Raw genomic sequence first — 24,383 nt, forward strand, 5'->3', positions numbered from 1 at the left:
TATCCTCAGGCTTGAGCGGGAAGCGGGAATATGCCGTTGACCTGGCCGGTTCCGGAACTGGCAAACAGCGGGGTAACGAACTCCACCTTGCCCTGGTACTTGTCCCAACCCAGCAGGCCCAGCAACATCACGGTGTCGTGCATATTGCCTTCGCCATAGCAGTAATCGGCGTACTCCGGCAGCATTTCGCAAAACTCGCGGAAGCGCCCTTCTTCCCACAGTTTCACTACCCGTTCGTCCATCTGCTGGTCGAACTGGCGGGTGTAGCTGTTCATGCCCTGCTCGGCACGTTGATCGTCGATAAAGCGGTGTGACAGCGAGCCGCTAGCCAATACCGCCACGGTACCGTCGTATTTCTCAATCGCAGTTTTGATCGCTTCGCCCAGGCGGCGGCTATCGGCAAAGTCATGCACGGTGCAGAAGGCAGAAATGGAGATCACCTTGAAGTGGCGGTCGCTGTTCATGTAGCGCATTGGCACCAGCGTGCCGTATTCCAACTCCAGGCTTGGGATCTCATGGGCCTTGGCACGTACGCCAAGCTTGCGGGCTTCATCGGCAATCATCTGCCCCAGCTCCGGGTTGCCGTCGTATTCATAGGTCATGTCACGAATGAAGTGCGGCAGCTCGTTGCTGGTGTAAAGCCCTTTAAAATGCGAGTTACAGTTGATGTGGTAGGCGCTGTTCACCAACCAGTGGGTGTCGAATACGATAATGGTGTCGACGCCCATTTCACGACAGCGGGCGCTGATCTCTTTGTGACCATCAATGGCGGCTTGACGGCAGCCATGGTGTTCTCCTGGCAATTCAGACAGGTACATCGAAGGAACGTGTGTAATCTTTGCGGCTAATGCTAATTTACCCATATGTCCTCCTATCCCCTTTATCTTTCAGCCTGCAGCACGGCAGGCCGCAGGCTGATATCTATCGGGTCTAGTCCTTGGTTGTTGTTTTAAAGGGCACGGAGCTATCTCACACTCCCCAACGTGGGATCGGGTGATCCCCCATGGAGATACAAACGTTTTTCATCTCGGCAAACACTTCGAAGCTGTACTCACCGCCTTCACGGCCGGTGCCAGAGGATTTCACCCCGCCAAACGGCTGGCGCAGATCGCGTACGTTCTGGGTGTTGACGAAAACCATACCCGCTTCAATATTACGGGCCAGACGCAAGACTTTGCTCACATCCTGCGTCCAGATGTACGACGCCAGGCCGTACTCCACATCGTTGGCCATGCGCAGGCCGTCTTCTTCTGATTTGAACGGCAGGAGGCAGGCCACCGGCCCGAAGATCTCTTCCTGCGCGACACGCATACTGTTGTTAACATCGGCCAGCACCGTTGGGCGCAGGAAGTTGCCATGGCTCAATCCGGCCGGTTTGTCCGGGCCACCAGCCAACAAAGTGGCTCCTTCTTCGATACCCAAGCGAATATAGCCGGAGACTTTTTCCCAGTGCTGCGGGCTGATCAACGCACCGACCTGGGTATTGGGATCCATCGGATCGCCCACGCGCAGGCGGTTGGCACGCTCGGCAAAGCGTTTGACGAATTCCGGGTAAATACTTTCCTGAATAAAGATGCGTGAACCCGCGGTGCAGCGTTCACCGTTAATCGAGAAGATGGTGAACAGCGCAGCATCCAACGCCCGCTCGATATCGGCATCCTCAAAGATCAGCACCGGTGATTTGCCGCCCAGCTCCATCGAGAATTTCTTCAGCCCGGCGCTTTCAATAATGCGGCGGCCGGTTGAGGTCCCCCCGGTGAAGGACACCGCACGCACGTCCTTATGGCGTACCAGAGCATCCCCCGCCGTTGCGCCATAGCCTTGCACCACGTTCAGCACCCCGGCAGGAATACCGGCTTCCAGCGCCAGTTCACCCAGGCGATCCGCCGTCAGTGGCGACAGTTCGGACATTTTCAGCACTGCGGTATTGCCCAGCGCCAGGCAAGGCGCGGTTTTCCAGGTGGCGGTCATAAACGGCACGTTCCACGGCGACACCAGCGCACACACGCCCACCGGTTGGATCAGCGTGTAGTTGAGCATCTTGTCGTCTACCGGGTAGGTGCGGCCATTCATCTGCTGGCAGATCTCGGCAAAGAACTCAAAGTTGTGCGAGGCGCGTGGGATCAGCACGTTTTTGGTCTGGTGGATCGGCAACCCTGTATCTGCGGTTTCCATCTCGGCAATCTGCGGTACGTTCTGGTCGATCAGTTCACCCAGGCGACGCATCAGACGTGCCCGCTCTTTCATCGGCGTATTGGCCCATTTCGGGAAGGCTTCTTTTGCCGCAGCGACTGCCTGGTCGATTTCGAGCTGGCCACCGGACGCCACTTCCGCCAGCACTTCGCCGTTAGCCGGGTTGGTGGTGGTGAAATACTCTTTACTGGCGACGTTTTTGCCGTTGATCCAATGGTTGATGGTTTTCATCCCTTGCTCTCCTCGTAATCTTTTTCACTGATGATGTGGTTAACCAAGCGGCCAATGCCTTCGATCTCAACCACAATTTCATCCCCAGGCTGCACGTCGGCCAGCCCTTTCGGCGTGCCGGTGGCGATCATGTCGCCAGGCTGCAACGTCATAAATTCACTCAGGTATTCGATCAGGAACGGGATGTCGAAAATCATGTCAGCGGTGGTGCCGCGCTGGCGCAGTTCACCGTTAACGTAGGTGCTGAGCGTCAAGTTATGCGGATCCGCAACATCGTCACGATCGACAATGTAGGGGCCGATAGGCGTCAGGGTGTCGCGGCTTTTCACCCGCAGGTTGGGGCGATAGTAGTTTTCCAGGTAGTCGCGGATGGCGTAGTCGTTGCACAGGGTGTAACCGGCCACGTAATCCATCGCCTGCTCGCGGCTGACGTTACGCGCAGTTTTACCGATCACCGCCACCAGCTCGGCTTCGTAGTGCATGTATTCCACCTGCGCCGGTCGCACGGAAACCTGGCGGTGACCGGTCAGGCTGTTTGGCCCTTTGAGGAACACCAAAGGCTCTTCCGGCGCTTTAAACTCCAGCTCACTGGCGTGATCGGCATAGTTCAGGCCGAGGGCAAATATCGTGCCCTGCGCCGGTGGCAGCCATTCCACATCGTGCTCATCGAGCTTGCTGCCATCGGGCAGGATAACGCTTAACTGGTCGTCTACGGTGACGTTAACAATCTGGCCATGATGGCGGATACGAGCATGTCTCATGGTTATTCTCCTGCCTGCGTCACTTGGTTGGTAAGGGTTGGCAAACCTGCGGCCCGCACCGTCACTTGATCACCCGGCTTGATCTCAACCCGCTGGTGTGGCGTGCCAATCAGCACCGCATCCCCCGGTTGCAGGGTAATAAAATCGCTGATGGCGGCGATCAGTTCCGGCACCGAACGCACCAGATCGGCCGTTGACCAGCGATCCTGCTCCACGCCGTTGATTTCGGTGATAATTTCCAGATTGCGGGTGCTAGCCAATGAAGCCACCTCTCCCAGCGGGCAGAAACCGTCACGGCATTTGGCCTTGATCGCCGGGCGATAGAAGCTGGTTTCCGGCAGGCTGACGTCGTTAGCCAAGGCATAACCGGCCACATAATCGGCCACCTTATCCGCCGCCACCTTGCGGGCGGTGCTACCAATCACGACTGCCAGCGTTGCGCCACTTTGCACGGTTTCACCGGCCGGGAACGGAATGCTGCCGCCGTTGGCAAGATAGGTATTACGCGGTTTGATAAACCACACCGGCGTCTTGGGCGGCGTTTGGTAAGGGGCGGCGCGAAACGCCTGATCCCAGGCATCAAGCTGGCTGCGGTGGTTAAGTGCTACGGAAAATACGGTGCCTTTCATGCAGACTCCTTCTACGGATCGCCAATCATTAATATGTTAATGAATACTTTTATACGCTGTTCAGCATTTACGCAACGTTGTTAATTTAATTTGTGATCGTGATAACGAAATATTCACAAATTATGCACATTAGCGTTATTAATCAGCAAATTAACCTTTTTTGCAGGATTTTTACGTAACGGATCGCGTTTTGCCGTTCTCCGCTGGTCAAAAATTGGCTACTATTAAGTTGTTAATAAAATTAAGCCAAGGCCATCGACATGCATGAATCGTTAACCATCGCCCTGTTGCAGGCGCGTGAAACCGCCATGGGGTTCTTCCGCCCGATCCTGAAAAGCCACAATCTGACAGAGCAGCAATGGCGCATCATTCGCGTATTGGCCGATAACCGTTCCATTGAGTTTCACGAGTTGGCCGCAGAAACCTGCATCCTGCGCCCCAGCCTGACCGGCATCCTGTCGCGCATGGAGCGGGATAAGCTGATCTTTCGCCTCAAGCCGGTTAACGATCAGCGCAAGCTATACGTGTCCTTGACCCAGCAGGGTCAGGAGTTGTATGAACTGGCACGCCACCAGGTGGAACAGGGATATGGGGAGATAGAAGCGGCATTCTCGAAGCAGAAGATGGAGCAGTTGATGGTGTTGCTCGACGAGCTGATCCGCTTGGGGGATCAACATGCCAACAACGTGGTTGCTCACAAATAGCCCAGTCCCCCAACCCAGGGAACTGACAGTCCCTGCTCTGTTGGGAAAAAGAGGGTAATCTCAGCAAACTCGATCGCCCCCTAATACAAGGTGCGTCACCGAATTTTCAAACCCACTCGATCGGTCCCCTCGCCCTGTGGGAGAGAGTTAGGGTGAGGGGGCATCCTCAGAGACTAGCAGGTTGAGCTTCCGGCAACAGCGCACCACCATCCACCACCAGCGTCTGGCCGGTGATATAGCTCGCAGCCGGTGAGGCTAAAAAGACCATTGCGGCAGCGATATCCTCCGGCTCCCCCAGCCTGCCTAACGGCACCGCAGAGGCAATCGCCTGGTTCACCGCGTCCCCGCCCAGATTTGCCATCGCGGGCGTGCGGATCATCCCCGGCTCCACGCCGTTCACCGTGATATTGTCAGATGCCAGTTCCAACGCAGCAGCACGAATAAAGCCGTTAACTCCCGCCTTGGAAGCCGCATAGTGCGCCAACCCTGGGTAGGCCACCCTTGGCCCTGTGACCGACGAGGTCACCAGAATGCGTCCGCCTCCCTGGCGCTTCATCCACGGCTGTGCCGCCTGAGCCAGAAAAAACGGTGCCATCAAATTGACGCTTAACGTACGTTGCAGCAGTTCAGCATCAATCTGGCTAAACGGCCTTAGCGGAAAATAAGCGGCGTTGTGGATCACCACGTCCAGCCGCTGATGCTGCTGCGCTATCTGCTCTACCAGCTCGGCAATCTGCCCTGCATCAGCCATATCACAACCTGCGGCTTGCACTTGCCAACCCAGCTGGCACAGGCTTTCAGCCACCTCCTGCGCCTTTTGCCGTTGTAGATCGGCCATCACCACCTTGGCCCCCAAACGAGCAAAGGCGCTGACGATCGCCAGCCCAATGCCCTGCGCACCGCCGGTCACCAGCACCACCTGCCCGGTAAACGCATCACTGGCATAAATCGCCGTCATCGGCTCAGGCCTTTGGGTAATGCGTGGTGTTAAGGATCTGCGCGTGAGCGCCCACGGCAAAGTTGCTCAGGCTGCTGAAATCACTGCCCTGATAGCCGAGGATCTTGCCATCGGTGCGCATCTCTTGCAGATCGATCATCACCACGCCCAGCGTTGGGATGATTTTTTCGCGCCAGACGAACAGATACAGCTTCTCCGCCACTTTGACGTAATGGCAGCGATCAACATCCGCCAGCCCTTTCTCGACCCCGTCCAAACACTGCCAGGCGTAGAAATTATTGTTCAGATAAATATGCTCATAACGCTCCGTCGGGCTGTAGGTATACATATTACGCATCCCAATCAGTTCGTCGGTAAACTGCGGCAACGGTGCATCGCCGTTGTCCAGGCGGCCAAAGCGGAATTCAGCATTCACCGCAGTCAGCGGCAAGCCCTGCTCCACCCGGCTAAAGGCATCCAGCCGCGCCTGTGACTCATCCGGTAACTGACCATAGACGGCGGTAAAGTTACCCTGCTGACGATCGCACACCAGCGTAACGCTGCCGTTGGGCCGCTGCGGATCGAGGAAATCGATAAACAGGATCCCTGGACGAATGCCGGTGGCTCGGTAATCAACCCGTTGATCTCCCCACTGCAGGGTTTGATCGTCGTTAAAGCTGCAGTGCACCGTTTCCCCTTCGGCAAAATGGAACGCCAGCGTAGTACCGGCCAAATCCTGCTGTGCCAGCGTATGACTGTGAGGAGCGAAACCTTCCGCCAATGCGCCAACCTGAATAAATACCGCTTCTGAACTCATGACAATCTCCTTACAGGGAAGTGAAAGCTAAGGTAGGCACATCGACAATGGTGGAGCCGCCATCGGCCACCAGCGTCGCACCGGTAATAATTGACGCCTGCGTTGAGCAGAGAAAACGACACACTTGGGCAATCTCTTGCGCACTGGCCGGGCGGCGCAGCGGCACATCACGACAGACATGTTGATAGGCCTGCTCAAGCGTTAAGTTATGTGCCGCCATCAACGGCTGCATTTCTTCATCGGCCATCGGCGTGGTCACCCAGCCGGGGCAAACGGCGTTGGCACGTACGCCCTGTGGGCCATAATCGCGGGCGATGGAACGCATAAGCCCAATCAACGCGTGTTTGGCGGTGACATAGCCACATACCTCCGGCCCGGCGGCCAACGAGGCAATCGAAGCCACAAACAGCAGATTGCCACCGTGCTTCACCAGCTCCGGCAAACAGGCCCGGGCGCTGGCAAACGCGCTGTTGAGGTTGCTGTCCAGCGCTTGCTGCCATTGGGCATCGGTGACTTCGGTGATACGGCCCAACCCCATCCCGCCAGCGCTGGCGATCAGGCAGTCGATACGTCCGGCCTGCTGTAAAATCGCTGGCAGAATGTCGGTGTGCCAACTGGCTCCGCTGGCGGCGTCCCCAACTACGGCATGTGCTCCAATCTCCGCAGCCAAGGCGTTCAAGGGGTCGCGGCGGCGGCCAACGATAAACACCTGATCCCCCTCCTGCACCAGCAAACGCGCACAAGCAGCGCCAATGCCGGTTCCGCCGCCGGTAATGACCACCACTCTACTCATTACATTTCTCCATCAACTGGCCGATCATCAGGAAACTACTCAGCAGCAAGCGCCGCTGCTCGGCCTCCAAGCGCAGATAGCGACGGCTGGCGGGTAGGCGGCTGACCACTTCGGAAGCGGCAAAATGCTCAATATCCAACTGCCAGCGGCCCTCTGTTATCGTGAGCGTGGCGCGGCGAAAATCGAGCTTGGCTAGCGTCTCACCGATTTGTGGGTATTGCTGCAACGCGGCGATCAACTGCCGAGCACCATCATGTTTGGCCTTGGTGCGATAAATCACGCCATTACGGCGCAACCAGCCGCCGGTGATGATGTTGAGCACCAACGGTTCGGTAAAGCGGGTACTCCCTTGCAAACGAAAACGGTGGGTGACGATATGCGCCAAAAACAGTGATTGCACCTGTTCGGCCACCTCGATCACCGGCCCTTGTGGCAAGGTGAGGCGTAACTGAGTCGCAGCCACCCGTTCACAGGCGTAAGGCCGCAGGTTATTGGCCAGGCGTTCCATCGTCGTTCCCGGCCGATAGCCCGAAGGATCGCGGTGCCAATAACGATTAAGTGAGGGAAGTAAGCCGATCAAATTCCACCTCCGCAGCTTCTGCCTTGTTAAAGGCACTCTCCAGCACCTCTTCCACCGGCACCGGTTTAAACGGATTCACCTTCTGTACGCACAGGGTCCAGAACAGCGCATAGGCGGAAGTCAGGCCGATCATGATGCCAAAGGGGATGTAGACATCGCGTGGGTTCATGCCCGGTGGTGTGATGTAGAAAATCGCCAGCACGATACCGACGCTGGAGACAATCTGTGGCAACGGGAACCAAGGGGATTTATAGGCGCGTGGCAGATCCGGACGGCGGATACGCAGGATCACCACCGAGCAGGTCACCAGCAGGTAAGCCACGCCCCAAGCACATACGGCGGCCAGCACCATCGGCATAATGAGGTCCAGATTGCCCTGAATGGCAAAAGCATGAACGCAGGGGATCAGCACCGCAGCGGCAATCGCGACTACCGGAGTTTTAAAGCGCGGGTGCAGATAGGCGAAGATGCGTGGCATAGCGCCATCCAACACCATGCCGTAGATAATACGTGGTACCGCCGCCATCAGGGTGTTAATGGTGGCCGCCCCGGCCAGCAGCAGCCCGACGCCCAGCCAGTATTTACCGAAGTTACCCATGATCTGGCCAGCAAATGCCGGGATGGCCATTGGCGTATCCAACAGGTGCACGTTATTGGCCGCATCAACCACCACGTTTTCCACCTGGTGGCTCAGTGCCGCACCGTATAACGCCATGCATAGCGCCACACCGCACAGCCCCAGGGACATGGCCCGTGGGATCACACGGTGAGAACGCTTAATTTCCGGTGCCATCGGCGTCACCAACTCGCAGCCGACGAACATAAACATCGCCATGCCGACCAGGCTGAACACCGCAAAGGGATCGCCGACATCCAGCGTGGTGCCAAACCAGCCTTCCAGCGGTACGGCATGCGGCAGCAACAGCCCGGCGATCGAAAAGATCATCAAGGTGCTCCACATGCAGAACGTCAGCACGACCTCAGCCTTGCCAAAGGCTTCGATGCCAAACGCATTCAGAATACCGAAAATGATCACCAGCCCCACGCCGATCATCCATGAGCTGTTATTGCTCTCCATCAAGGTGTTGAGATGCTCAAAGTTCACCAACGCCATGATGCCGGAAAGAATGGTTTCGGCGGTCCCGGCAAAGATATGGACGATCAGATAAGCAGACAGGGTGCCGGTAATGGCAAAAAAGCGCCCCATACCGCAGGAGATATAATCATATACCGAGCCGGTGGTGGGCAGGATCGCCGCCGCTTCGGAGAAGGTGGTGAGCTGGGCTTGCATCATGATAAAGGCGATCAGCATCGCCAGCGCGAAGGTGTCCCCGCCGATACCAAAACCGCTGGTAACGGTGAGGATCACCGGGCTGGCCATGATCACCCCAACCGAACTGGCTAACGTGGTGGGGAACCCGACCTTGCCCCGTTCTAGCTGGGCATTGAGCCGCGACGACAGGTTCATGGTATTTCCTCTTATAGTGGTTTTGACCCGGTGTTGTAGCCGCCAAGGGCGGTAATCTCACTATAGGAAGGAAAGCAAAAGGCTGGCTATCGTCCTTAAGGACGAGGTTGATTAACTTGTGGCAGAAATCACGCTGGAGCGCCACATCATCGCCCCTTGCGACGTTCTGGCAAAACTACGTAACGGTGCCAGCACCTCAGAGAAGAAAGCGTAGTAACCGGCACACAGTCGGTTGTAGCGATCCTTACCGATATGCGCCGGGCAACCCCCCTGGCACACCATCTTCACGCTACAGCTCTGGCATTCGCGCCGCAGGCTCTTGGTTTTACCAAACTCCATCTCGATGGCAGTATCCACATACTCGGCAAACTGACTGGCAAGATCAAAACGGCCCAACCTATGCTTGGCGTCGATCAGATGATCGCAGGCATACACACTGCCGTCCGGCTCCATCACCAGATTGCCACCACAGCGGGCAGAGTGGACACAGTTGGGGCTGACGTGGGTGAAATACTGCGCGTAAACGTGCTCAATATTCATGATAAAAACCTGGCCGAGATGGCCCTGGCCACGCCAGCGGCGGTAGATCGTCACCATAAAGCGTCCCCAGTTGGCGGCACTCAAGCCATAACCTGCCGCCGGGGCATCGCCTTCCAGCATCAGTGGCTGAAACTGTAGGTAACGCACACCCAACGCGACAAAATGGTCGTACATCTCCTGTGCCCGCTCAGCTACACCATCATGTACCACCACCAGCAAATTGAATTCAATCTGATGCCGCTGCAATAACGCAATACCACGCAGCGCCGCGTCATAGCTGCTGTTGCCACGTTTATCCGGTCGATGGGTATCCTGGATCTGGCGGTCGCCGTCCAGACTGACGCCGATAATAAACTGGTGCTGTTTAAACAGGCGGCACCAGGCCGCGTTCAATAGAGTGGCATTGGTTTGCAGACTGTTGCTGATCGATACGCCCGGCGGCGCATACTTTTGCTGTAACGCCAGTGCCCGTTTGTAGAAACCGATCCCCGCCAACAACGGTTCACCGCCCTGCCAGACAAAGTTGATCTCCCGGCTGTAGCGCGGCTGGCTGGCGATATACTGGCGGATAAAACTCTCCAGCAGCGCCTCATCCATCTTCTGCGCTTGGTCCCGCTGCGGGTAATAACAGTAGTTGCAGGCCAGATTACAGCCTGCACCGATCGGCTTGACCAACATATGAAAAGGCACGCTGGCGCGCGGCACAGCATTCACCGGGATCTGCTGCGCGCGCAGCAAGGCAATATTCACTCTGCCGCCTGCAATACTGGCTTCTGGGTCACAGGATCTAAACCGATGTAGCGATGGGTTTGTGGATCAACGCCAAGATAATCAATCTCTTTACCTGCCGCCTCAACCACCATGCCCTTATCGGCATACTGCTGATATTCGCCACTCAAGCGTTTAACGCGATCGGGCTGGCTAGCTGCCAGATCGTGGGTTTCTAACGGATCGTCCTGCAGATTGAACAGCCCCCACGCCGCCATATTCGCCTGCGGCCCACCGGCGACTAACCGCCGCAGCTTCCAGATGCCATCGACATAAGCCGCCTGGTTATGCAGCTCTACGCCATAGGTAGAACGCGGTGCGGCGGCGATATCACCGCTGAAATAGCGTTTAAAGCTCACGCCAATCATCGGGATGGCTGGCTTGGCCTTCAGGGGTTTGCTGGCATCAATATTGGCAAACTCATACAGCGTTGGCGCAATATCGTAGACCGCCATCGGCGTTTTATCGATGCCACCTCGCTGCTTCAACTGCGGGGCAGAAATGATGAAATCGGTATTGATCCCGCCCTGCGCACTGGTGGTTTTATGGTAATTGGCATAAGGCGCGTTGCTGACGTTGGCCCAGTGCGGCCCGTAAGAGATAAACGATCCCTTGCGGCCCAGGTTGGCGTAACTGTTGTCGAACTGCTGCCAGAATTCAGGTTTGGAGCCGTAGTAAAAACCGCTGGCCGGGTTGGCACCGTTGTCGGTGGCAAAGATGATAATGGTGTTCTTATCACGCCCGGTCTGTTGCAGTGTTTTCATTACCCCGCCGATCTGATCGTCCATATAGGCGATCATCGCCGCATACACCTGCATGGTTTTGGCCGCATATTTCCGCTGTTCCGGCGTCATGGCCTGCCACTCTTTTTCCAGTGCCAAATGCGGCATTGGCGTGCTGTCGGAAATAATCCCCAGCGCCTTCAAGCGGTTGATACGTTGCTGGTATACCTGCTGATAACCCGCATCATATTTGCCGTCAAATTTGGCGATCCAGTCGTCAGGAGCCTGTAGCGGATCGTGTGGCGCGGTAAACGCCAGATAGGCAAATACCGGCTGGTCTTTTGGCGTGTCGGTGATCCATTGCTCCAACTGTGTGGCGTAAGCTTTGCTGGAGTAAAAATCCTGTGGTAGGGAAACGCGCTTGCCGTTCAGGGTATAGAAAGTATGGAAGGCTTCAACCGTTCCCAGGGGTACGGCGTCGTCAAAATGGCTGGTACCACCGCCCATAAAGGCAAAGGCGCGTTCAAAACCGCGATCGGTTGGCCCGGATCCGTCGGTATAGCCCAGGTGCCATTTGCCCGCCATCATGGTGGCATAACCAGCATCTTTAAACCGTTCCGGCATGGTGGTAACCCGATCGGTCAGCCGCATCTCATAACCGGGGCGGGCGACGGTGCTTTCGTACCACCACATGCCACCCATGCCAGCCTGCTGGTTGGTGTTGCCGGTCATCAGCATCGAGCGCGCTGGTGCAGACATTGGCGAAGTATAATATTGGCTCATACGTACACCCTGTTCCGCCAGAGCTTGCAGGTTGGGCGTGGGGATCTCACCGCCAAATGGGCTGATGTCGGAGTAACCCATATCATCCGCAATAATGATCAACACGTTAGGCCGCTCACCGTCTGCCGCATGAACCATGCCCGATAATGCGCTGCTCAATGCCACCGCCAAGGTCTTTTTCTTCATCACTGTCAGGCCTCATCTTTTTATCTGGTGTAGAACGCCAAGTTTTGCAGTGTAGTAAGTCATCGAAAAGTTTGGCTATCGTCCTTAAGGACTAGCCCGGAGGAGAGCGAAAATGGCAAGGGCGTGGCGCGGAGCAGAAGAGGGAGAAACGAGAAATCACTTTAAATTCAGCAGCAACCGTCAATATCATTCATTAATGTATTAATGAAACCACTACTCATCGGCTGTTGGATACTCCACCACTCAGCATGGGGATGTTGTTATTAATGTATTTTATTGCAATCCGGCTCACGTTGTTAATATGTTTTCGTTGTGTTGCATAATTGCTACATCTATGCTTGTATCGTTCACATATTGTCCAGATACCTTTGCAGGTGTCCTTCAGGGTACTGAGCGATCAACGGAGGAAAATGCATTATGACCACCACATCATCCTTCATGCGTAACGACGCTTTTATCTCAAGCTGTCTGAATACCATTGCGCATCTGATCCCAGTTTCAGCCGGGGTTTTTTATCTGGTGGACCCGGACCTGCGGCCAGATCACTACATTCTTCATGGTATTAGCGATGATACCCATCAGCAATATCTGGACCATTTTCAACAGCTGGACCCGTTAAAACCGGCCAACTTCCACCAGCAAGACATCCAGATGGTGAACATGACGCCAGCGGCGATCGCCAATAACCGCCACTATTATCACGACTTTATGCTGCCCAATCGCATGCGAGACATGACGGAGATTTTTATCCGCCAGCGTAAGCGGATTATTGCCGGGGTTTCTCTGATCCGCGATACGCCGTTCACCGAACTGGAGCGCAGCCGCTTACGTGCGGTGCTGCCGTTGATCGAGTTGGCCACCCGCGATCTGCTGCCAGACAGTGAAGCCCAGTTGCTCACCGCCAAAGAGCAGGAGATCGTCAATATGGTGCGTGAAGGGGCCAGTAATAAGCGTATCGCCTTGAAGCTCGGCATTTCTCTATCGACGGTGAAAACCCATATGCGCAACATCTTTGCCAAAACCGCCGTGGTCAACCGCACCGAACTGGTCTCCAGCGGTTTTATTGCCTACGGCTGATCCTGACTAAAGCAGCAACAATCAACCATCCGCCAATGCTGGCGCGGCTTCCCCATGCTTAAAAAGCGTGGAGGGTAACGATTGACGAAACGCAAGGATAACGACGATGTCCAGTGATGCAGTTTCTGTGCCTTCTACCGGGGCCTTGCTCCCCTGCCCACCCAGGCTGTTAACGGCGATTATCGTGTTTGCCGCCATCGCGCCGGGGATCCTGATGACCGCTCCCGCCGTCGCTGCCCAGTTAGCCAGCCAGTGGCACCTCACACCTGGCCAGATCGGCCATCTGTTTTCCACCGAACTGGGAGCCATGAGCATTGCCACGCTGCCTGCCTGGTGGTGGATCAGCCGGATCAACTGGCGCAAGATAGCCGCGCTGGCGGCTGTGGTGTTCCTGATCGGCAATCTGGCCTCAGCCATGGTCACTGATTTCAGTCTGCTGTTGGTCTTGCGATTTATCGCTTCACTGGCCGGTGGCACGCTGATGATCCTCTGCATTTCTTGTGCGGCAGGTACCGCCAACCCCAGCCGAGTCTATGCCTTTTGGGTGCTGGGCCAACTGCTGCTAGGCGTGTTCGGCTTGCTGGCATTGCCCCCGCTGTTTGCTCATTTCGGCCTGATGGCGGTTTACCTTATCCTGGCGGCGATCATGCTGTGTTGCCTGCCGTTACTAAGTGCATTCCCCAGCGGCTTTCGCCATAGCCACAGCGCGGCCAGTCAGATGCCTCCAAGCCCCCCCATCTACAAACTGTTTGCCGTGCTGGCGGTATTGGCCTTTTACATCAGCCTGAGTGCGGTCTGGACCTTTATCGGCACTATCGCCGAAGCCGCGGGCCTTTCACCGGTGCACAGCGGGCAGGTGCTGGCAGCCGCCACCCTGTTTGGCATCATTGGGGCTGGCGGGGCGGCACTGGTTGGCGCAAGACGCAGCCACAAGCCGTTGTTGTGGGTCGGCTACGGCCTGCTGATTGCCAGCGTCCTGCTGCTGAGCCGCAACCCGCTACTCATTCGTTTCACCCTCGCCGCCGTGATGTTCAAGTTTACCTGGACCTTTGTGCTGCCCTTTATTCTGGCGCGCGTTTCGGTGCTGGATAACAACGGCAAGCTGATGAACAGCATCAATCTGGTGATTGGCGGCGGCATGGCCATTGGCCCTACGTTGGCGGGTTATCTGATCGAATCTTCCGGCGGGATCAACGCATTGCTGATCGGCGCATTGAGCTGTGCGCTGCTGTCACTGCTGCTGATCTCGCTGGCTTCACCGCGCGCGCCGCGCCGTTTAACAGGAGTCATAAGGTGAAAAGAACAACCGGCTTTTTCTTCGATGAACGCTGTTTCTGGCATAGCACCGGCTTACATGCCACCACGCTGCCGGTGGGCGGCTGGGTGCAACCGCCATCTGGAGCCGGGCATGCCGAGTCGCCGGAAACCAAGCGGCGGATGAAAAACCTGATGGACGTTTCCGGCCTGTCGCGTCAGCTCAAGCTGCTGAGCGCCGAGCTGGCCGATGAGGAAGATTTACTGCGTATCCATCCGGCACATTACCTGCAGCGTTTCAAACAGCTGAGTGATAACGGCGGCGGCATGTTGGGGGAAGAGGCACCTTTGGGGCCTGGCAGCTATGAGATCGCCAAACTTTCCGCTGGGCTGGCCTGTGCTGCGGTAGAGGCGGTGCTGAAGGGCGAACTGGACAACGCCTATTCCCTCTCACGCCCGCCGGGCCATCACTGCCTGCCGGATCAATCGATGGGGTTCTGCTTCCTGGCTAATATTCCCATTGCCATCGAACACGCCAAAGACCGCTTCGGGCTAGGCAAGGTGGCAGTGATCGACTGGGACGTACACCACGGCAACGGCACCCAGCACATTTACTGGCAGCGCGACGACGTGCTGACCATCTCGTTGCATCAAGACGGCTGTTTCCCAGCGGGCTACGCCGGTGAACAAGATCGCGGTGAGGGAGCCGGAGCGGGTTACAACATCAATATTCCGCTGCTGGCCGGGGCCGGAGACGACGGCTATCAATACGCCATGCAGCAAATCGTCATTCCAGCGCTAGAACAGTTTAAGCCAGAGATGATCATCATCGCCTGCGGTTACGATGCTAACGCCATCGATCCACTGGCGCGGATGCAGTTACACAGCGACAGCTTCCGAGCCATGACCGCCCAGGTGCAAAGCGCTGCGGATCGGCTCTGCGGTGGCAAGCTGGTGATGGTGCACGAAGGGGGCTATGCCGAAGCTTATGTGCCGTTCTGTGGCCTGGCGGTAATGGAAGAATTGAGCGGTATACGCACCGAGGTGCAGGACCCAATGCTGGAATTCATTCAGCAACAGCAACCCCGCGAGGCCTTCAACCAGTTCCAGCGCGCTGCTATCGACCAGCTAGCACGCCAATTCAATTTATAGTTACATCCAGAGGCGTGGCAATCCACGCCTCTGGCCTGTACTTATCGGATAAAACGGAAGGTTTTCGACTGGCAAGGCGCCAAGGTAGTGAAATCCCCTTTTGCTATGCCTTGCTGTGGCAACGGTTGCTCGTCCATACCGGTTTCCAGCCATTCCTGCGCTGGAGCCGCCAACGTTAACGCTCCGCCGATCGACACCTGCTCCGAAGGGTTATACACGCGAATAATCAAAGCATCGGCATCCTCAGCCTTCTTCAACACGCTCAATACTGGGCCTGATTCTGGCATCGAAAGCAGGCTAAAGTGCAGCGGCGTGCGGAAGGCCGCCAGATTGAGCTTCATCGCATCAAACGGGATTTTGTTGTAACAGCGCACCGGAGTGACGTAGGCCCGCGCCTGCTGCATCACGCCCGCCTGGTGCGGATCTCCTGCAAAACTGAACAGGCTGAACCGGCAATGCAACTTGCCACGCATCTGGGAGTCTGGCGTTGGCAGTTTGATGCCAGAAGGGCGACCCGGCCGCAACAGCAATTCCTCTTTACCCAGCACGCCTACCGAGCGGAACAGCGTCAGGGCAAAGGTATCGCGGCGCTCACCCACAATCTCGAACTCACGCAACCCCTCGGTAAACAATGCCATGCCATGCAGATCGTCATGCAAGGCGGCAAAGTTCATCAGTTGCCACACCGGGATCGGCGCCTCTTTCCAGCCCTCTTGCTGCCAAACGGCCATGGCCGGATCGTCCACCGGGCGAGTAATGCAGCCAAACTGGTTATCCGCCAGCACGCTTTCACTGGCGAACGGCGTTGGGATCAATACCCGCACGCGGTGATCGTCGGCCTGGTTATCCAGCCACATCTCAATGTCGATGCGGCGGCTGTTGTGCGCCAACGTCACCTGGCACTGTACATCCAGGTAACCGTCGCTACGCCGCTCCGCCCGCTGTTGCAGATTGGCGGGCAATGCCATGCGCAGTTCCAGTGTGGCGATACTCTGCCAAGCCTCATGTTTGATGGCGGTAGCCACTGCGCTTTGCGTGGAATAGATCAACCACTCTTCACGGGAAGGCGAATAGTCATACTCATCACCATCGTCAGAGCCATCTTCCAGTTGCAACACCTGCTGATAGAGATAGCCACTCTGTTTATCGGTAATATCCAACGTACCGTTGGCATTCAGGGCAATGCGGTAATACTCGTTTTCCAACAGTTCTGCCGGTTGCGCCGCAGCTTGGCGTTGCTGGCCTGCGTGATTAGCATGAATATGCAGGGTGCAATATCCCATCGCGGGCAATGGGCGACAGAGCTGAATGTCGTACTCCATAAAGGGATCGTAGTTGCCGTAATGCACAATCTGGCGATCCACCAGCCCAGGATCGATCTCCCGCGCGGCGCGGATAAAATACTCCACCGGCTGGCCCTGTTCATCCATCAGCGAGAACTGCTGGGCACGAATACGAATGGTGGTGTTGATCACCTCTTCACGCGGGTAAGGCAGCAGGTTGAAGAACGTCAGTTTGTCGGCATCTGCGTGCTGTACCGGCATATTGTCGACAATCTTGCGCATGTAAAAGCGCACCAGGTTTTCCGCCATGTCGTCCGCCAGAATAAAGCGCGTCATGATCTCCTGATGTACCTTGTCGCTACAGCAACAGCCGATACTGTCGTGGGCGTGGTTTTTCAGGATCTCTTTCCACATTTTCTCCAGCAGGCCGTGATGGTATTCAAAGCCCAGTGACCAGGCGATCGCCGCCAACGGCTCGAGGATATTAACGATCTTGTTCTCGATCTCGGCGTGGGCGATCTTGATATCCATGCGGGTTGACGAGATGGTGCGGTGTACGCGCATGTATTTACCGTCGTTAAATTCCCCCTTCAGCGTCGCCAAACGTTCACGACTGGCTTCGATCCGCTCGAAGACCTCTTCAAAACGGCTCATGACAAACTCACGCTGTGGATAAATCTCGCGCAGTTTGGCCATCACCTGGAAGATATTCTGTTGCAGCGGCATCTGATCGTGGCCGTTCGGCAACAGGATATCTTTGGTAACCGAGGCGTTTTCCAGCACGGTGAAATAACTGTCCAGCCGTTTGCGCAGCCCGGCTTCATCTTCGGGCAGGTATTTACCAATGGCGTAACCCAGCGGCAGCACCTGTGCCGCAACTTCGCTGCCGTCGTTGCTTTGCCACAGGAACTCAGTCTTGTCGGTACCGTGGCGCTCGGAGCAGCCGCGCCAGAACATGGCGCGCGTGATACCGAACCCGTTGAAAATATGCGGTAACTGCGAAGACATGCTGAAAGAGTCCGGCAGATAGCCGATCTTCATCGGTTCGCCAAAGGACAGGCAGTCGCGCATGCCATACATCAGGTTGCGCACGATCGATTCCCCTGACACCACCATGGTATCGGTTTGGGTATACCACGGGCCAACGATCAGCTTGCCAGCCTGCACCAACGCTTTCACCCGCTCGTGATTTTCTGGCTTGATGGCGAAGTAGTCTTCCAGCACCGCCGTTTGCCCATCCAGCACATAGAAACGGTACTCGGCATCGGTTTCCAACCGGGTCAGGATCTCTTCCATGTTGTTTATCAGCAGGATGCGTGACTCCTCGGTGGTGAAATACCACTCACGATCCCAGTGCATATGCGGCGTAATGTGAACACGTGATACAGCTTTCATAATCAATTCCTAAGATGACGTAACCAAGCCCCTCACCCCAACCCTCTCCCCAGGGAGAGGGAGCTGATGACTCCTGCTCTTTTGGCAGTAAAGCGGTAATCTCAGCAAACTCGATCGCCCCCTTATCCAGGGTGCATCACCGAATTTTCAGATCCACTCGATCAGTCCCCCCTCACTAAAGGAGAGGGTTAAGGTGAGGGGAAATCAACTTACTGCGGCTGAATGAGGGTGTATTTGCCCTGCTTCATCGCCTGACGCCGCCAAAGGATCAGCACCAATGTGGAGATCGCCGTACCAAGCAGCGCCGCCCCCAGCCAAATGGCTGCCGACAGCAGGCCACCGAGGCCATTATCGTGCAGCAGGAACAGCGAGAAGATCCCCGCGCCCGGCGTCGAAAGGCCAATCCCCATCCCACCGACGATCGCGCCGGTCACCAGCGATCCCACCAGGAAGGAGCCGATCACCCGCACGGGATCTTCGATCGCCATCGGGATCGCCCCTTCGGTAATGCCTGCCAGGCCAAGCAACCAAGTGGATTTACCGGTTTCAATCTCGAACTGTTGGAACAGCCGTGGAGCCAGCAAGGTGGATGCGGTGACCGTAAAGGCCGAAACCATTTTGACCGCGCCAAAGATCGCATAGGGGCCGAACACGCCGTTGGCCATCGCCCCCAGGCAGAACGCATAGGCCGCCTTGTTCACCGGGCCGCCGAGGTCGAACGAGCACATAAAACCGAGGATCGCTCCCAGCACCAACGCGTTGGTACCAGACAGGCTGTTAAGCCAGGCGGTCAGGCTGTTGTTCAACCAGGCCACCGGTTCCCCGATCACAAACAGCATCAGGCTGCCCGCTACCAGCGTGCCAATCACCGGGTAAAGATAAAACGTCAGGAAGCCGTTGAAGTTGGGGCTGAGGCGCACATGGTTCTTCACCCAGCGCATCAGATATCCGGCGATCAGGCCGCCCACAATACCGCCAAGGAAGCCGGAGCCAATCATGTTTGCCGCCAACCCGGCCGCAAAGCCTGGGCCAAGAGCCGGTTTATCCGCCAGCGAATACGCCGTGTAGGCCGCCAGCACCGGTACCATCAAGATACCCAGCATGCCGCCGCCCAGCTTGCGGTACATCCACAACCAGGAGTTCTCTTGATCAAACAGATGCTGCAGGCCAAAGATCTGTGCCAGTAAAACCGAAACAGCCAAGACCGTGCCCCCCGCCACAATCAGCGGCACCGCAAAAGAGATGCCGCTGAGTAACGCCTGTTTGAGTTCGGTCTTCACGCTATTTTTCTGCACCGGCACTTCGCTCTGCTGCACCCGTGCAGCACCGTTAGCGGATTGGCCCACAGCCAATGCCTGCTGCAAAATGCGTTCTGCGTGCTTGATGGGCTCGGCGACCGGCGTTTCGATACGGGGAATACCGTTGAAGCGCTCCACTTCTTTAATCGCGACTTCGGCAGCGAACACGCAGGCCGTCGCGCTATTTAGCTGTTCCGCCGTCAGGCGGCCTTCGATCCCGTTAGCCCCTTGTTTCTCAACATACACGTTGATGCCGAGCTTGCGCCCCGCCTTTTCAAGATATTCCGCAGCCATATAGGTATGGGCGATACCGGCCGGGCACGCGGTGACGCACACCACCGTAGGCCGAGTATCATCCTGCGGTTTGGGTGCAGATTCCGGCGTCCCTCCAGCCAGCAGAGCCAACAACTGTTCCGGCGTACGAGCATTTAGAACTGCCGCGCGGATGTCGTCATCCACCAGCGCCGTCGTCAGGCTGGTCAGTAATTGCATATGCGTGGTACCGGCCTGTGCCTGCGGGATCGCCAGCAGGAAGATCAGGTTGACGCTTTCCGGCCCATCGATCCCTTCCCACTCCAACGGCGTGTTCAGCGTGGCAACGGCAAATGCCGCTTCCTTTACCGCATCGCTTTTACCATGGGGCACCGCCAGCCCTTCCCCCAACGCGGTAGGGCCTTGCGCTTCCCGGGCAAAGACCTCGCGGAGAAACGCCGCTTTGTCATGCAATTTGCCTTGCACGTCTAGTTGGTCGGCAAGCTGATGAATGGCCTGATCGCGCCCCGCAAAGGCCACTTGCAGGTTTATCAGGCTGGGGTGGGTCAGGCTGCTCAGGTCCATCTTTATCCTCACGCTGAAGCCAGGGCGGCTCCGTCAATAAACAGGCGGCGATCATACCAAGACAATCCACACCAATTTGTGATCAATTTCAAATCAACGCTATTTTTGTATTAAATTTGTATTAATTCAATTTAAGGACAACTTAACGAGGTATGGCGTTATTGGTTTGTTTATCCCTGGCCTGGGGCTAGAATGCGCACAGCAGATCCAACAACCAGCCGGGGACACCAAAGCGTGAGCAAAAAGCCTATTTATCGCCAGATTGCGGATACCCTGCGCCAACAGGTTGCCGATGGTGAACTCAAGCCCGGCGATGCGTTACCGACCGAGGCTTTACTGCGCGAACAGTACAACGTCAGCCGGGTAACGGTGCGCCAGGCGTTGAAATTACTGACCGAAGAACAGGTGATTGAGAGCATTCAGGGCAGCGGCTGGTACGTCAAAGAAGAGAAGGTGAATTACGATATCTATCAGCTCACCAGCTTTTATGAAAAGCTGGCGGATCGCAACGTGGAAACCCACAGCGACGTGCTGATCTTTGAAGTCGCCAAGGCCAGCCCAACCATCGCCGAAGCATTGCACCTGACCACTGAAGACAAGGTGTATTACGTCAAACGGGTGCGCTATATCAAGCAAAAACCAGTGACGCTGGAAGAGACCTGGATGCCGCTGGCACTGTTCCCCGACCTCAGCTATGAGGTGATGCAGAAATCCAAATATCACTACATCGAACAGGTCAAAAAGCGGGTCATTGACCGTAGCGAGCAGGAGATCATCCCAGTAATGCCAAGCGAAGATGTGGTGAAGGCGTTAGGAATAGATCCGCAGAAACCGATCCTGGAGAAGGTCTCCACCGGTTTTCTCAACGACGGCACGGTGTTTGAGTTCAGCCGCAACTTCTTTAAAAGCGAAGATTACAAGTTCACTCTGGTGGCCAAGCGGATACGCTGAGTTTTTCCCATAAAAAAAGACGCCCGAGAGCGTCTTTTTTATCACAATAGCAAAAATCAGTTCACTTTAACCGGCATACCGGAACGTGCCTTGATGGCCGCGTCCACGACGCTCTGGTCAACGGCTGGATCCATCAGCACTTTGCCAACCGGCGCGGTGATGGTGATTGGCACTGGCTCTTTCGACTTCAGCTCATCTTCGTTGGCAGACAGCGGGTTGTGCACTTCCAGGTAACGTGAACCGTCTGGCTCTACGGAGGCCTTCACCGGCTCGTTGATGAACTGCACGCGAGTACCTACCGGTACGCTGTCGAACAGGTATTTGATGTCGTCAGCACGCAGACGCACACAGCCGTGGCTCACGCGCAGGCCGATACCGAAGTTGGCATTGGTTCCATGGACCGCATACAGACGGCCAACATAAAGGGCGTACAGACCCATCGGGTTATCCGGGCCTGCCGGGAATACCGCTGGCAGGATTTCACCATCGGCGGCGTACTCTTCGCGCATTTTAGCGGTTGGCGTCCAGGTTGGGCCTGCTTTCTTGCGTTGTACGGTGGTGACCCAGTTCAGCGGCGTATCTTTACCCAACTGGCCGATACCAATCGGCAGTACCACGACGGTCTTGGTGCCTTTCGGGTAGTAGTACAGACGCATTTCTGCGCTGTTGATGATGATGCCTTCACGCGGGGCGTCAGGCAGGATCAACTGCTGTGGGATGGTCAGCGTGCTGCCTGGCAGCGGCAGGAACGGGTCAACGCCAGGGTTAGCTTCCAGCATGTTGCTCAAGCCCATCTGGTATTGAGCCGCAAAGCTCTCCAGCGGCAGTTTGCTGTCTGCAGGCACGGTGATCTGAATATTTTCCCCAACCAGACGGCTGTCTTTGGCGGGCAAAGGGTATACAACGGCGAAGGCAGCCTGGCTGAATGCAACCAGAGCGGTAAACAGGGTTAATAACGCGCGAATGCTCATTTTCATCTTCGTAGTAAAGTGGTGGCCGCACTGGCTAAAAATGGTATGTGTTCTGCCCGGCCTGGTTTGACCGGATGCGCATTATATGTGCACTTGCCGCCAAGATGGAAACATTACTAGCGCAAATACCTCACTTTTTTGTAGCCGGATGTAGGGAATAGTGTCCTTTTGGTAAATTCCTGCCCTAGCGTAGCCCACTGCCCTCTTCGCCACGGCGGATCGGGATAAGATATTCACAGCTGATCGCCGCCTGATCGTCACCGTAACAAACGCCCAATGCCGGGTAAAAACGCTCAATATCCTGCCCTGGTCGCCGTACCGCATTCATCTGCGGAATGGCCGTGTCATACAGCCGGGCGATAAAGTTCTGTAGCCCTGCAACCTGCCCCTGATAGGCAAAGCGGGCATACTCTCCGGGTTCGATCGTCACCGTTTCACCTGCCGCCTCTTCCTCTGGCAGTGCCGCCGTATACACCATCTGTTGACGATCCCGCTGCTGGGTGTCCGCCTTGAGGCTCATCAGGCCATACGCGACGGCGGGTAATCCCTGTTCCGGATGCAACAAATGCCGCCAGGCATGTTGGCGTAGCAGCTTTTTCGAGAGCCCCAATTGCCCCAGCGTGCAGCTACCCTGCTGCGTATGGCCGACTAGTTTCATCGAAGGCAACACTATAATCTCCGCCTCTGGCATTGGCTCGTTGGTCATATTCAACGGCGGTTGCAAGCCATAACTAGGCCAGTCCACGCTGCGACGATAAGCCGCCGGTGGCAAACCAAACTGTTTTTTAAATCCACGGGTGAAGGTCTGCTGGGAATCGAACTGGTATTTATCTGCGATACAGGCCACCGTGGCGCTGGTCAGGCGCAACTCACGTGCCGCCGCCGTCAACCTTCTTCGCCGGGCATAGGTCCCCAACACTTCGCCGGTGTGCTGCTTGAACATCCGTTGCAGGTGCCATTTGGAATAGCCGGATTTAGCCGCGATGCTGTCCAGCGTCAAGGGCTGATCCAGGCTTTGCTCAATCCAGGCCAGAAGCTGACTGATAACATTTTCCTGATGCATGGCCTCTCCTCTGCGTTGTCGGTCATGAGCGTGTTACCACAAAACACGCCAGTGGCGCTTACTCTATCGACGTTGGCGCTAGACCACATTGCACAATCAAGACATAATATTGCTCAAATACGCCAATATGATAATTGTTCTCATGAAAGCCACTTGCCAGGATCCCAGACCCGATATCGATAACGTGCCACGCGCCATCTTCGCGGTTCAGGCATCAAGCGTGCAGAAAGACTGGGAATGCATCCATCATCGCCACCGCAAGGCGCAATTGATTTACACGGTGCGCGGCATGATCCGCTGCGAGGTTGAAAATGGCCTGTGGCTGGTGCCACCACAATGTGCCTTGTGGATGCCAAGTAACGTCAGCCACAACGCGCGCGCCACCAGCCAAAGCGAGTGCTATTGCCTCTTCGTTGAGCAAGACGCCATCCCTGGTTTGCCGCAAAACTGCTGCACCCTGACGGTGTCCCCTTTGCTGCGAGAACTGCTGTTGCAGGCCAGCCAGTTCGATATTCTCTACCCGGAAGAGGGTCCGGAAGGCCGCATTGCGCAGGTTTTGTTGGATCAACTGGCCGCCGCGCCGCTGGAGAACCTGCACCTGCCGGTGTCCAATGATGCCCGCATCCGCCAATTGACCGAGCAACTGCTGGCCAACCCGGCCGATAAATCCACGCTGGGCCAGTGGGCGCAACGCATTGGCATGAGCGAGCGTTCGCTCAGCCGAACGCTGCAACAGCAGATGGGCATGAGCTTTGGCCACTGGCGGCGACAGTTACATGTGATGCTGGCTCTGCAACGCTTAACGCAGGGGGAAAGCGTCCAGACCGTGGCGTTAGATCTCGGCTACGAGAGCGCCAGCGGTTTTGTCACCATGTTCCGTAAAGCGGTAGGTAAGCCTCCGGCCCGTTATCTGGCGGAAAAAGCTGCTGCAGATCAGGCGGTTGCTGGTGCGATAAGGCTGTAAGCCCGCACTTCGGCCGATCATGTTGC

The 24,383-nt window shown here is 56.4% G+C and carries 21 protein-coding genes; 6 read left to right on the forward strand and 15 right to left on the reverse strand.

From position 1 onward, the window contains the following. Positions 1 to 5: 5 nt before the first annotated feature. The 4 genes from hpaD to JHD74_RS00665 all read right to left on the reverse strand — a co-directional run bounded on the left by hpaD (position 6) and on the right by JHD74_RS00665 (position 3,814). Positions 6 to 863: a 3,4-dihydroxyphenylacetate 2,3-dioxygenase gene (gene hpaD, locus JHD74_RS00650; protein ID WP_024485491.1), complete on the reverse strand. Its 858-nt coding sequence runs from the start codon at positions 861 to 863 to the stop codon at positions 6 to 8. 106 nt (positions 864 to 969) lie between these two features. Continuing rightward, positions 970 to 2,424, reverse strand: coding sequence for a 5-carboxymethyl-2-hydroxymuconate semialdehyde dehydrogenase (hpaE, locus tag JHD74_RS00655; protein WP_024527250.1), 1,455 nt, complete (start codon positions 2,422 to 2,424; stop codon positions 970 to 972). Then, complete coding sequence (locus JHD74_RS00660) at positions 2,421 to 3,185, reverse strand: fumarylacetoacetate hydrolase family protein (protein ID WP_199061260.1); 765 nt, start codon at positions 3,183 to 3,185, stop codon at positions 2,421 to 2,423. The genes hpaE and JHD74_RS00660 overlap by 4 nt, the downstream gene beginning before the upstream one ends. A 2-nt stretch (positions 3,186 to 3,187) precedes the next feature. Next, positions 3,188 to 3,814 (reverse strand): fumarylacetoacetate hydrolase family protein, encoded by a 627-nt coding sequence (locus tag JHD74_RS00665; RefSeq protein ID WP_074028437.1) that lies wholly within the window; start codon positions 3,812 to 3,814, stop codon positions 3,188 to 3,190. A 260-nt stretch (positions 3,815 to 4,074) separates the two neighbouring features. On the opposite strand from JHD74_RS00665, the gene hpaR reads away from it, so the two are divergent. Continuing rightward, on the forward strand, positions 4,075 to 4,518 hold the full coding sequence (gene hpaR / locus JHD74_RS00670; protein ID WP_024527253.1) for a homoprotocatechuate degradation operon regulator HpaR: 444 nt from the start codon (positions 4,075 to 4,077) through the stop codon (positions 4,516 to 4,518). 166 nt (positions 4,519 to 4,684) lie between these two features. Here the strand turns inward: hpaR and JHD74_RS00675 are convergent, their stop codons facing one another. The 7 genes from JHD74_RS00675 to JHD74_RS00705 all read right to left on the reverse strand — a co-directional run bounded on the left by JHD74_RS00675 (position 4,685) and on the right by JHD74_RS00705 (position 12,112). Then, complete coding sequence (locus tag JHD74_RS00675) at positions 4,685 to 5,476, reverse strand: SDR family oxidoreductase (protein WP_199061262.1); 792 nt, start codon at positions 5,474 to 5,476, stop codon at positions 4,685 to 4,687. A 4-nt stretch (positions 5,477 to 5,480) separates the two neighbouring features. Next, a complete protein-coding gene (locus tag JHD74_RS00680) occupies positions 5,481 to 6,272 on the reverse strand; it encodes a MoaF C-terminal domain-containing protein (protein WP_199061264.1) in 792 nt (263 codons plus the stop codon). A gap of 10 nt (positions 6,273 to 6,282) precedes the next feature. Further along, complete coding sequence (locus JHD74_RS00685; RefSeq protein ID WP_199061266.1) at positions 6,283 to 7,065, reverse strand: SDR family NAD(P)-dependent oxidoreductase; 783 nt, start codon at positions 7,063 to 7,065, stop codon at positions 6,283 to 6,285. Continuing rightward, entirely contained in the window at positions 7,058 to 7,645 is a 588-nt protein-coding gene (locus JHD74_RS00690) for a DUF3156 family protein (protein WP_199061268.1), read from the reverse strand. The genes JHD74_RS00685 and JHD74_RS00690 overlap by 8 nt, the downstream gene beginning before the upstream one ends. Continuing rightward, positions 7,620 to 9,113 carry an APC family permease gene (locus tag JHD74_RS00695; protein WP_199061269.1) on the reverse strand — a complete coding sequence of 498 codons (1,494 nt, stop codon included), beginning with the start codon at positions 9,111 to 9,113 and terminating at the stop codon, positions 7,620 to 7,622. The genes JHD74_RS00690 and JHD74_RS00695 overlap by 26 nt, the downstream gene beginning before the upstream one ends. 111 nt (positions 9,114 to 9,224) lie before the next feature. Next, entirely contained in the window at positions 9,225 to 10,403 is a 1,179-nt protein-coding gene (locus JHD74_RS00700; protein ID WP_199061271.1) for an anaerobic sulfatase maturase, read from the reverse strand. Then, the gene (locus JHD74_RS00705; protein WP_199061302.1) at positions 10,400 to 12,112 is read right to left on the reverse strand and encodes an arylsulfatase; all 1,713 of its coding nucleotides are present in this window, start codon (positions 12,110 to 12,112) and stop codon (positions 10,400 to 10,402) included. The genes JHD74_RS00700 and JHD74_RS00705 overlap by 4 nt, the downstream gene beginning before the upstream one ends. A 417-nt stretch (positions 12,113 to 12,529) precedes the next feature. Here JHD74_RS00705 and JHD74_RS00710 point away from each other — a divergent pair, with 417 nt between their 5' ends. From JHD74_RS00710 to JHD74_RS00720, 3 genes are all read left to right on the forward strand, one after another. After that, positions 12,530 to 13,189 (forward strand): LuxR family transcriptional regulator, encoded by a 660-nt coding sequence (locus JHD74_RS00710; protein WP_024485482.1) that lies wholly within the window; start codon positions 12,530 to 12,532, stop codon positions 13,187 to 13,189. 106 nt (positions 13,190 to 13,295) lie between these two features. Next, positions 13,296 to 14,486, forward strand: coding sequence for an MFS transporter (locus JHD74_RS00715; RefSeq protein WP_199061273.1), 1,191 nt, complete (start codon positions 13,296 to 13,298; stop codon positions 14,484 to 14,486). Further along, on the forward strand, positions 14,483 to 15,595 hold the full coding sequence (locus JHD74_RS00720) for a class II histone deacetylase (protein WP_199061275.1): 1,113 nt from the start codon (positions 14,483 to 14,485) through the stop codon (positions 15,593 to 15,595). Before JHD74_RS00715 ends, JHD74_RS00720 begins: the two co-directional genes overlap by 4 nt. A 41-nt stretch (positions 15,596 to 15,636) precedes the next feature. Here the strand turns inward: JHD74_RS00720 and mngB are convergent, their stop codons facing one another. Then, a complete protein-coding gene (gene mngB, locus JHD74_RS00725) occupies positions 15,637 to 18,273 on the reverse strand; it encodes a mannosylglycerate hydrolase (protein ID WP_199061278.1) in 2,637 nt (878 codons plus the stop codon). 209 nt (positions 18,274 to 18,482) lie between these two features. Continuing rightward, positions 18,483 to 20,408, reverse strand: a complete 1,926-nt coding sequence (mngA, locus tag JHD74_RS00730; RefSeq protein ID WP_074028427.1) for a PTS 2-O-a-mannosyl-D-glycerate transporter subunit IIABC — start codon at positions 20,406 to 20,408, stop codon at positions 18,483 to 18,485. A gap of 234 nt (positions 20,409 to 20,642) precedes the next feature. Between mngA and JHD74_RS00735 the strand changes: the two genes are divergently transcribed. Further along, complete coding sequence (locus JHD74_RS00735) at positions 20,643 to 21,359, forward strand: GntR family transcriptional regulator (protein WP_024527265.1); 717 nt, start codon at positions 20,643 to 20,645, stop codon at positions 21,357 to 21,359. Between the two features lie 56 nt (positions 21,360 to 21,415). On the opposite strand, the gene JHD74_RS00740 is transcribed toward JHD74_RS00735, so the two are convergent. After that, positions 21,416 to 22,336: a L,D-transpeptidase family protein gene (locus JHD74_RS00740; protein ID WP_024531171.1), complete on the reverse strand. Its 921-nt coding sequence runs from the start codon at positions 22,334 to 22,336 to the stop codon at positions 21,416 to 21,418. A gap of 178 nt (positions 22,337 to 22,514) precedes the next feature. Then, a complete protein-coding gene (locus JHD74_RS00745) occupies positions 22,515 to 23,393 on the reverse strand; it encodes a helix-turn-helix domain-containing protein (RefSeq protein ID WP_024531172.1) in 879 nt (292 codons plus the stop codon). A 142-nt stretch (positions 23,394 to 23,535) separates the two neighbouring features. On the opposite strand from JHD74_RS00745, the gene JHD74_RS00750 reads away from it, so the two are divergent. Next, entirely contained in the window at positions 23,536 to 24,357 is an 822-nt protein-coding gene (locus tag JHD74_RS00750) for a helix-turn-helix domain-containing protein (protein WP_074028425.1), read from the forward strand. The last annotated feature ends 26 nt before the right edge of the window (positions 24,358 to 24,383 follow it).

It is taken from the genome of Serratia sp. ASV30 (genome assembly GCF_016428815.1).
Lineage (GTDB): Bacteria > Pseudomonadota > Gammaproteobacteria > Enterobacterales > Enterobacteriaceae > Chania > Chania fonticola_C.

Bases quoted from the DNA above. Each gene is read 5' to 3' on its own strand.
- JHD74_RS00705 (WP_199061302.1), bottom strand. From the start codon at position 12,112: ATGAAGAAAAAGACCTTGGCGGTGGCATTGAGCAGCGCATTATCGGGC.
- hpaD (WP_024485491.1), bottom strand. From the start codon at position 863: ATGGGTAAATTAGCATTAGCCGCAAAGATTACACACGTTCCTTCGATG.
- JHD74_RS00750 (WP_074028425.1), top strand. From the start codon at position 23,536: ATGAAAGCCACTTGCCAGGATCCCAGACCCGATATCGATAACGTGCCA.
- JHD74_RS00715 (WP_199061273.1), top strand. From the start codon at position 13,296: ATGTCCAGTGATGCAGTTTCTGTGCCTTCTACCGGGGCCTTGCTCCCC.
- JHD74_RS00675 (WP_199061262.1), bottom strand. From the start codon at position 5,476: ATGACGGCGATTTATGCCAGTGATGCGTTTACCGGGCAGGTGGTGCTG.
- hpaE (WP_024527250.1), bottom strand. From the start codon at position 2,424: ATGAAAACCATCAACCATTGGATCAACGGCAAAAACGTCGCCAGTAAA.
- JHD74_RS00685 (WP_199061266.1), bottom strand. From the start codon at position 7,065: ATGAGTAGAGTGGTGGTCATTACCGGCGGCGGAACCGGCATTGGCGCT.
- mngA (WP_074028427.1), bottom strand. From the start codon at position 20,408: ATGGACCTGAGCAGCCTGACCCACCCCAGCCTGATAAACCTGCAAGTG.
- JHD74_RS00710 (WP_024485482.1), top strand. From the start codon at position 12,530: ATGACCACCACATCATCCTTCATGCGTAACGACGCTTTTATCTCAAGC.
- hpaR (WP_024527253.1), top strand. From the start codon at position 4,075: ATGCATGAATCGTTAACCATCGCCCTGTTGCAGGCGCGTGAAACCGCC.
- mngB (WP_199061278.1), bottom strand. From the start codon at position 18,273: ATGAAAGCTGTATCACGTGTTCACATTACGCCGCATATGCACTGGGAT.
- JHD74_RS00740 (WP_024531171.1), bottom strand. From the start codon at position 22,336: ATGAAAATGAGCATTCGCGCGTTATTAACCCTGTTTACCGCTCTGGTT.
- JHD74_RS00745 (WP_024531172.1), bottom strand. From the start codon at position 23,393: ATGCATCAGGAAAATGTTATCAGTCAGCTTCTGGCCTGGATTGAGCAA.
- JHD74_RS00680 (WP_199061264.1), bottom strand. From the start codon at position 6,272: ATGAGTTCAGAAGCGGTATTTATTCAGGTTGGCGCATTGGCGGAAGGT.
- JHD74_RS00665 (WP_074028437.1), bottom strand. From the start codon at position 3,814: ATGAAAGGCACCGTATTTTCCGTAGCACTTAACCACCGCAGCCAGCTT.
- JHD74_RS00695 (WP_199061269.1), bottom strand. From the start codon at position 9,113: ATGAACCTGTCGTCGCGGCTCAATGCCCAGCTAGAACGGGGCAAGGTC.
- JHD74_RS00660 (WP_199061260.1), bottom strand. From the start codon at position 3,185: ATGAGACATGCTCGTATCCGCCATCATGGCCAGATTGTTAACGTCACC.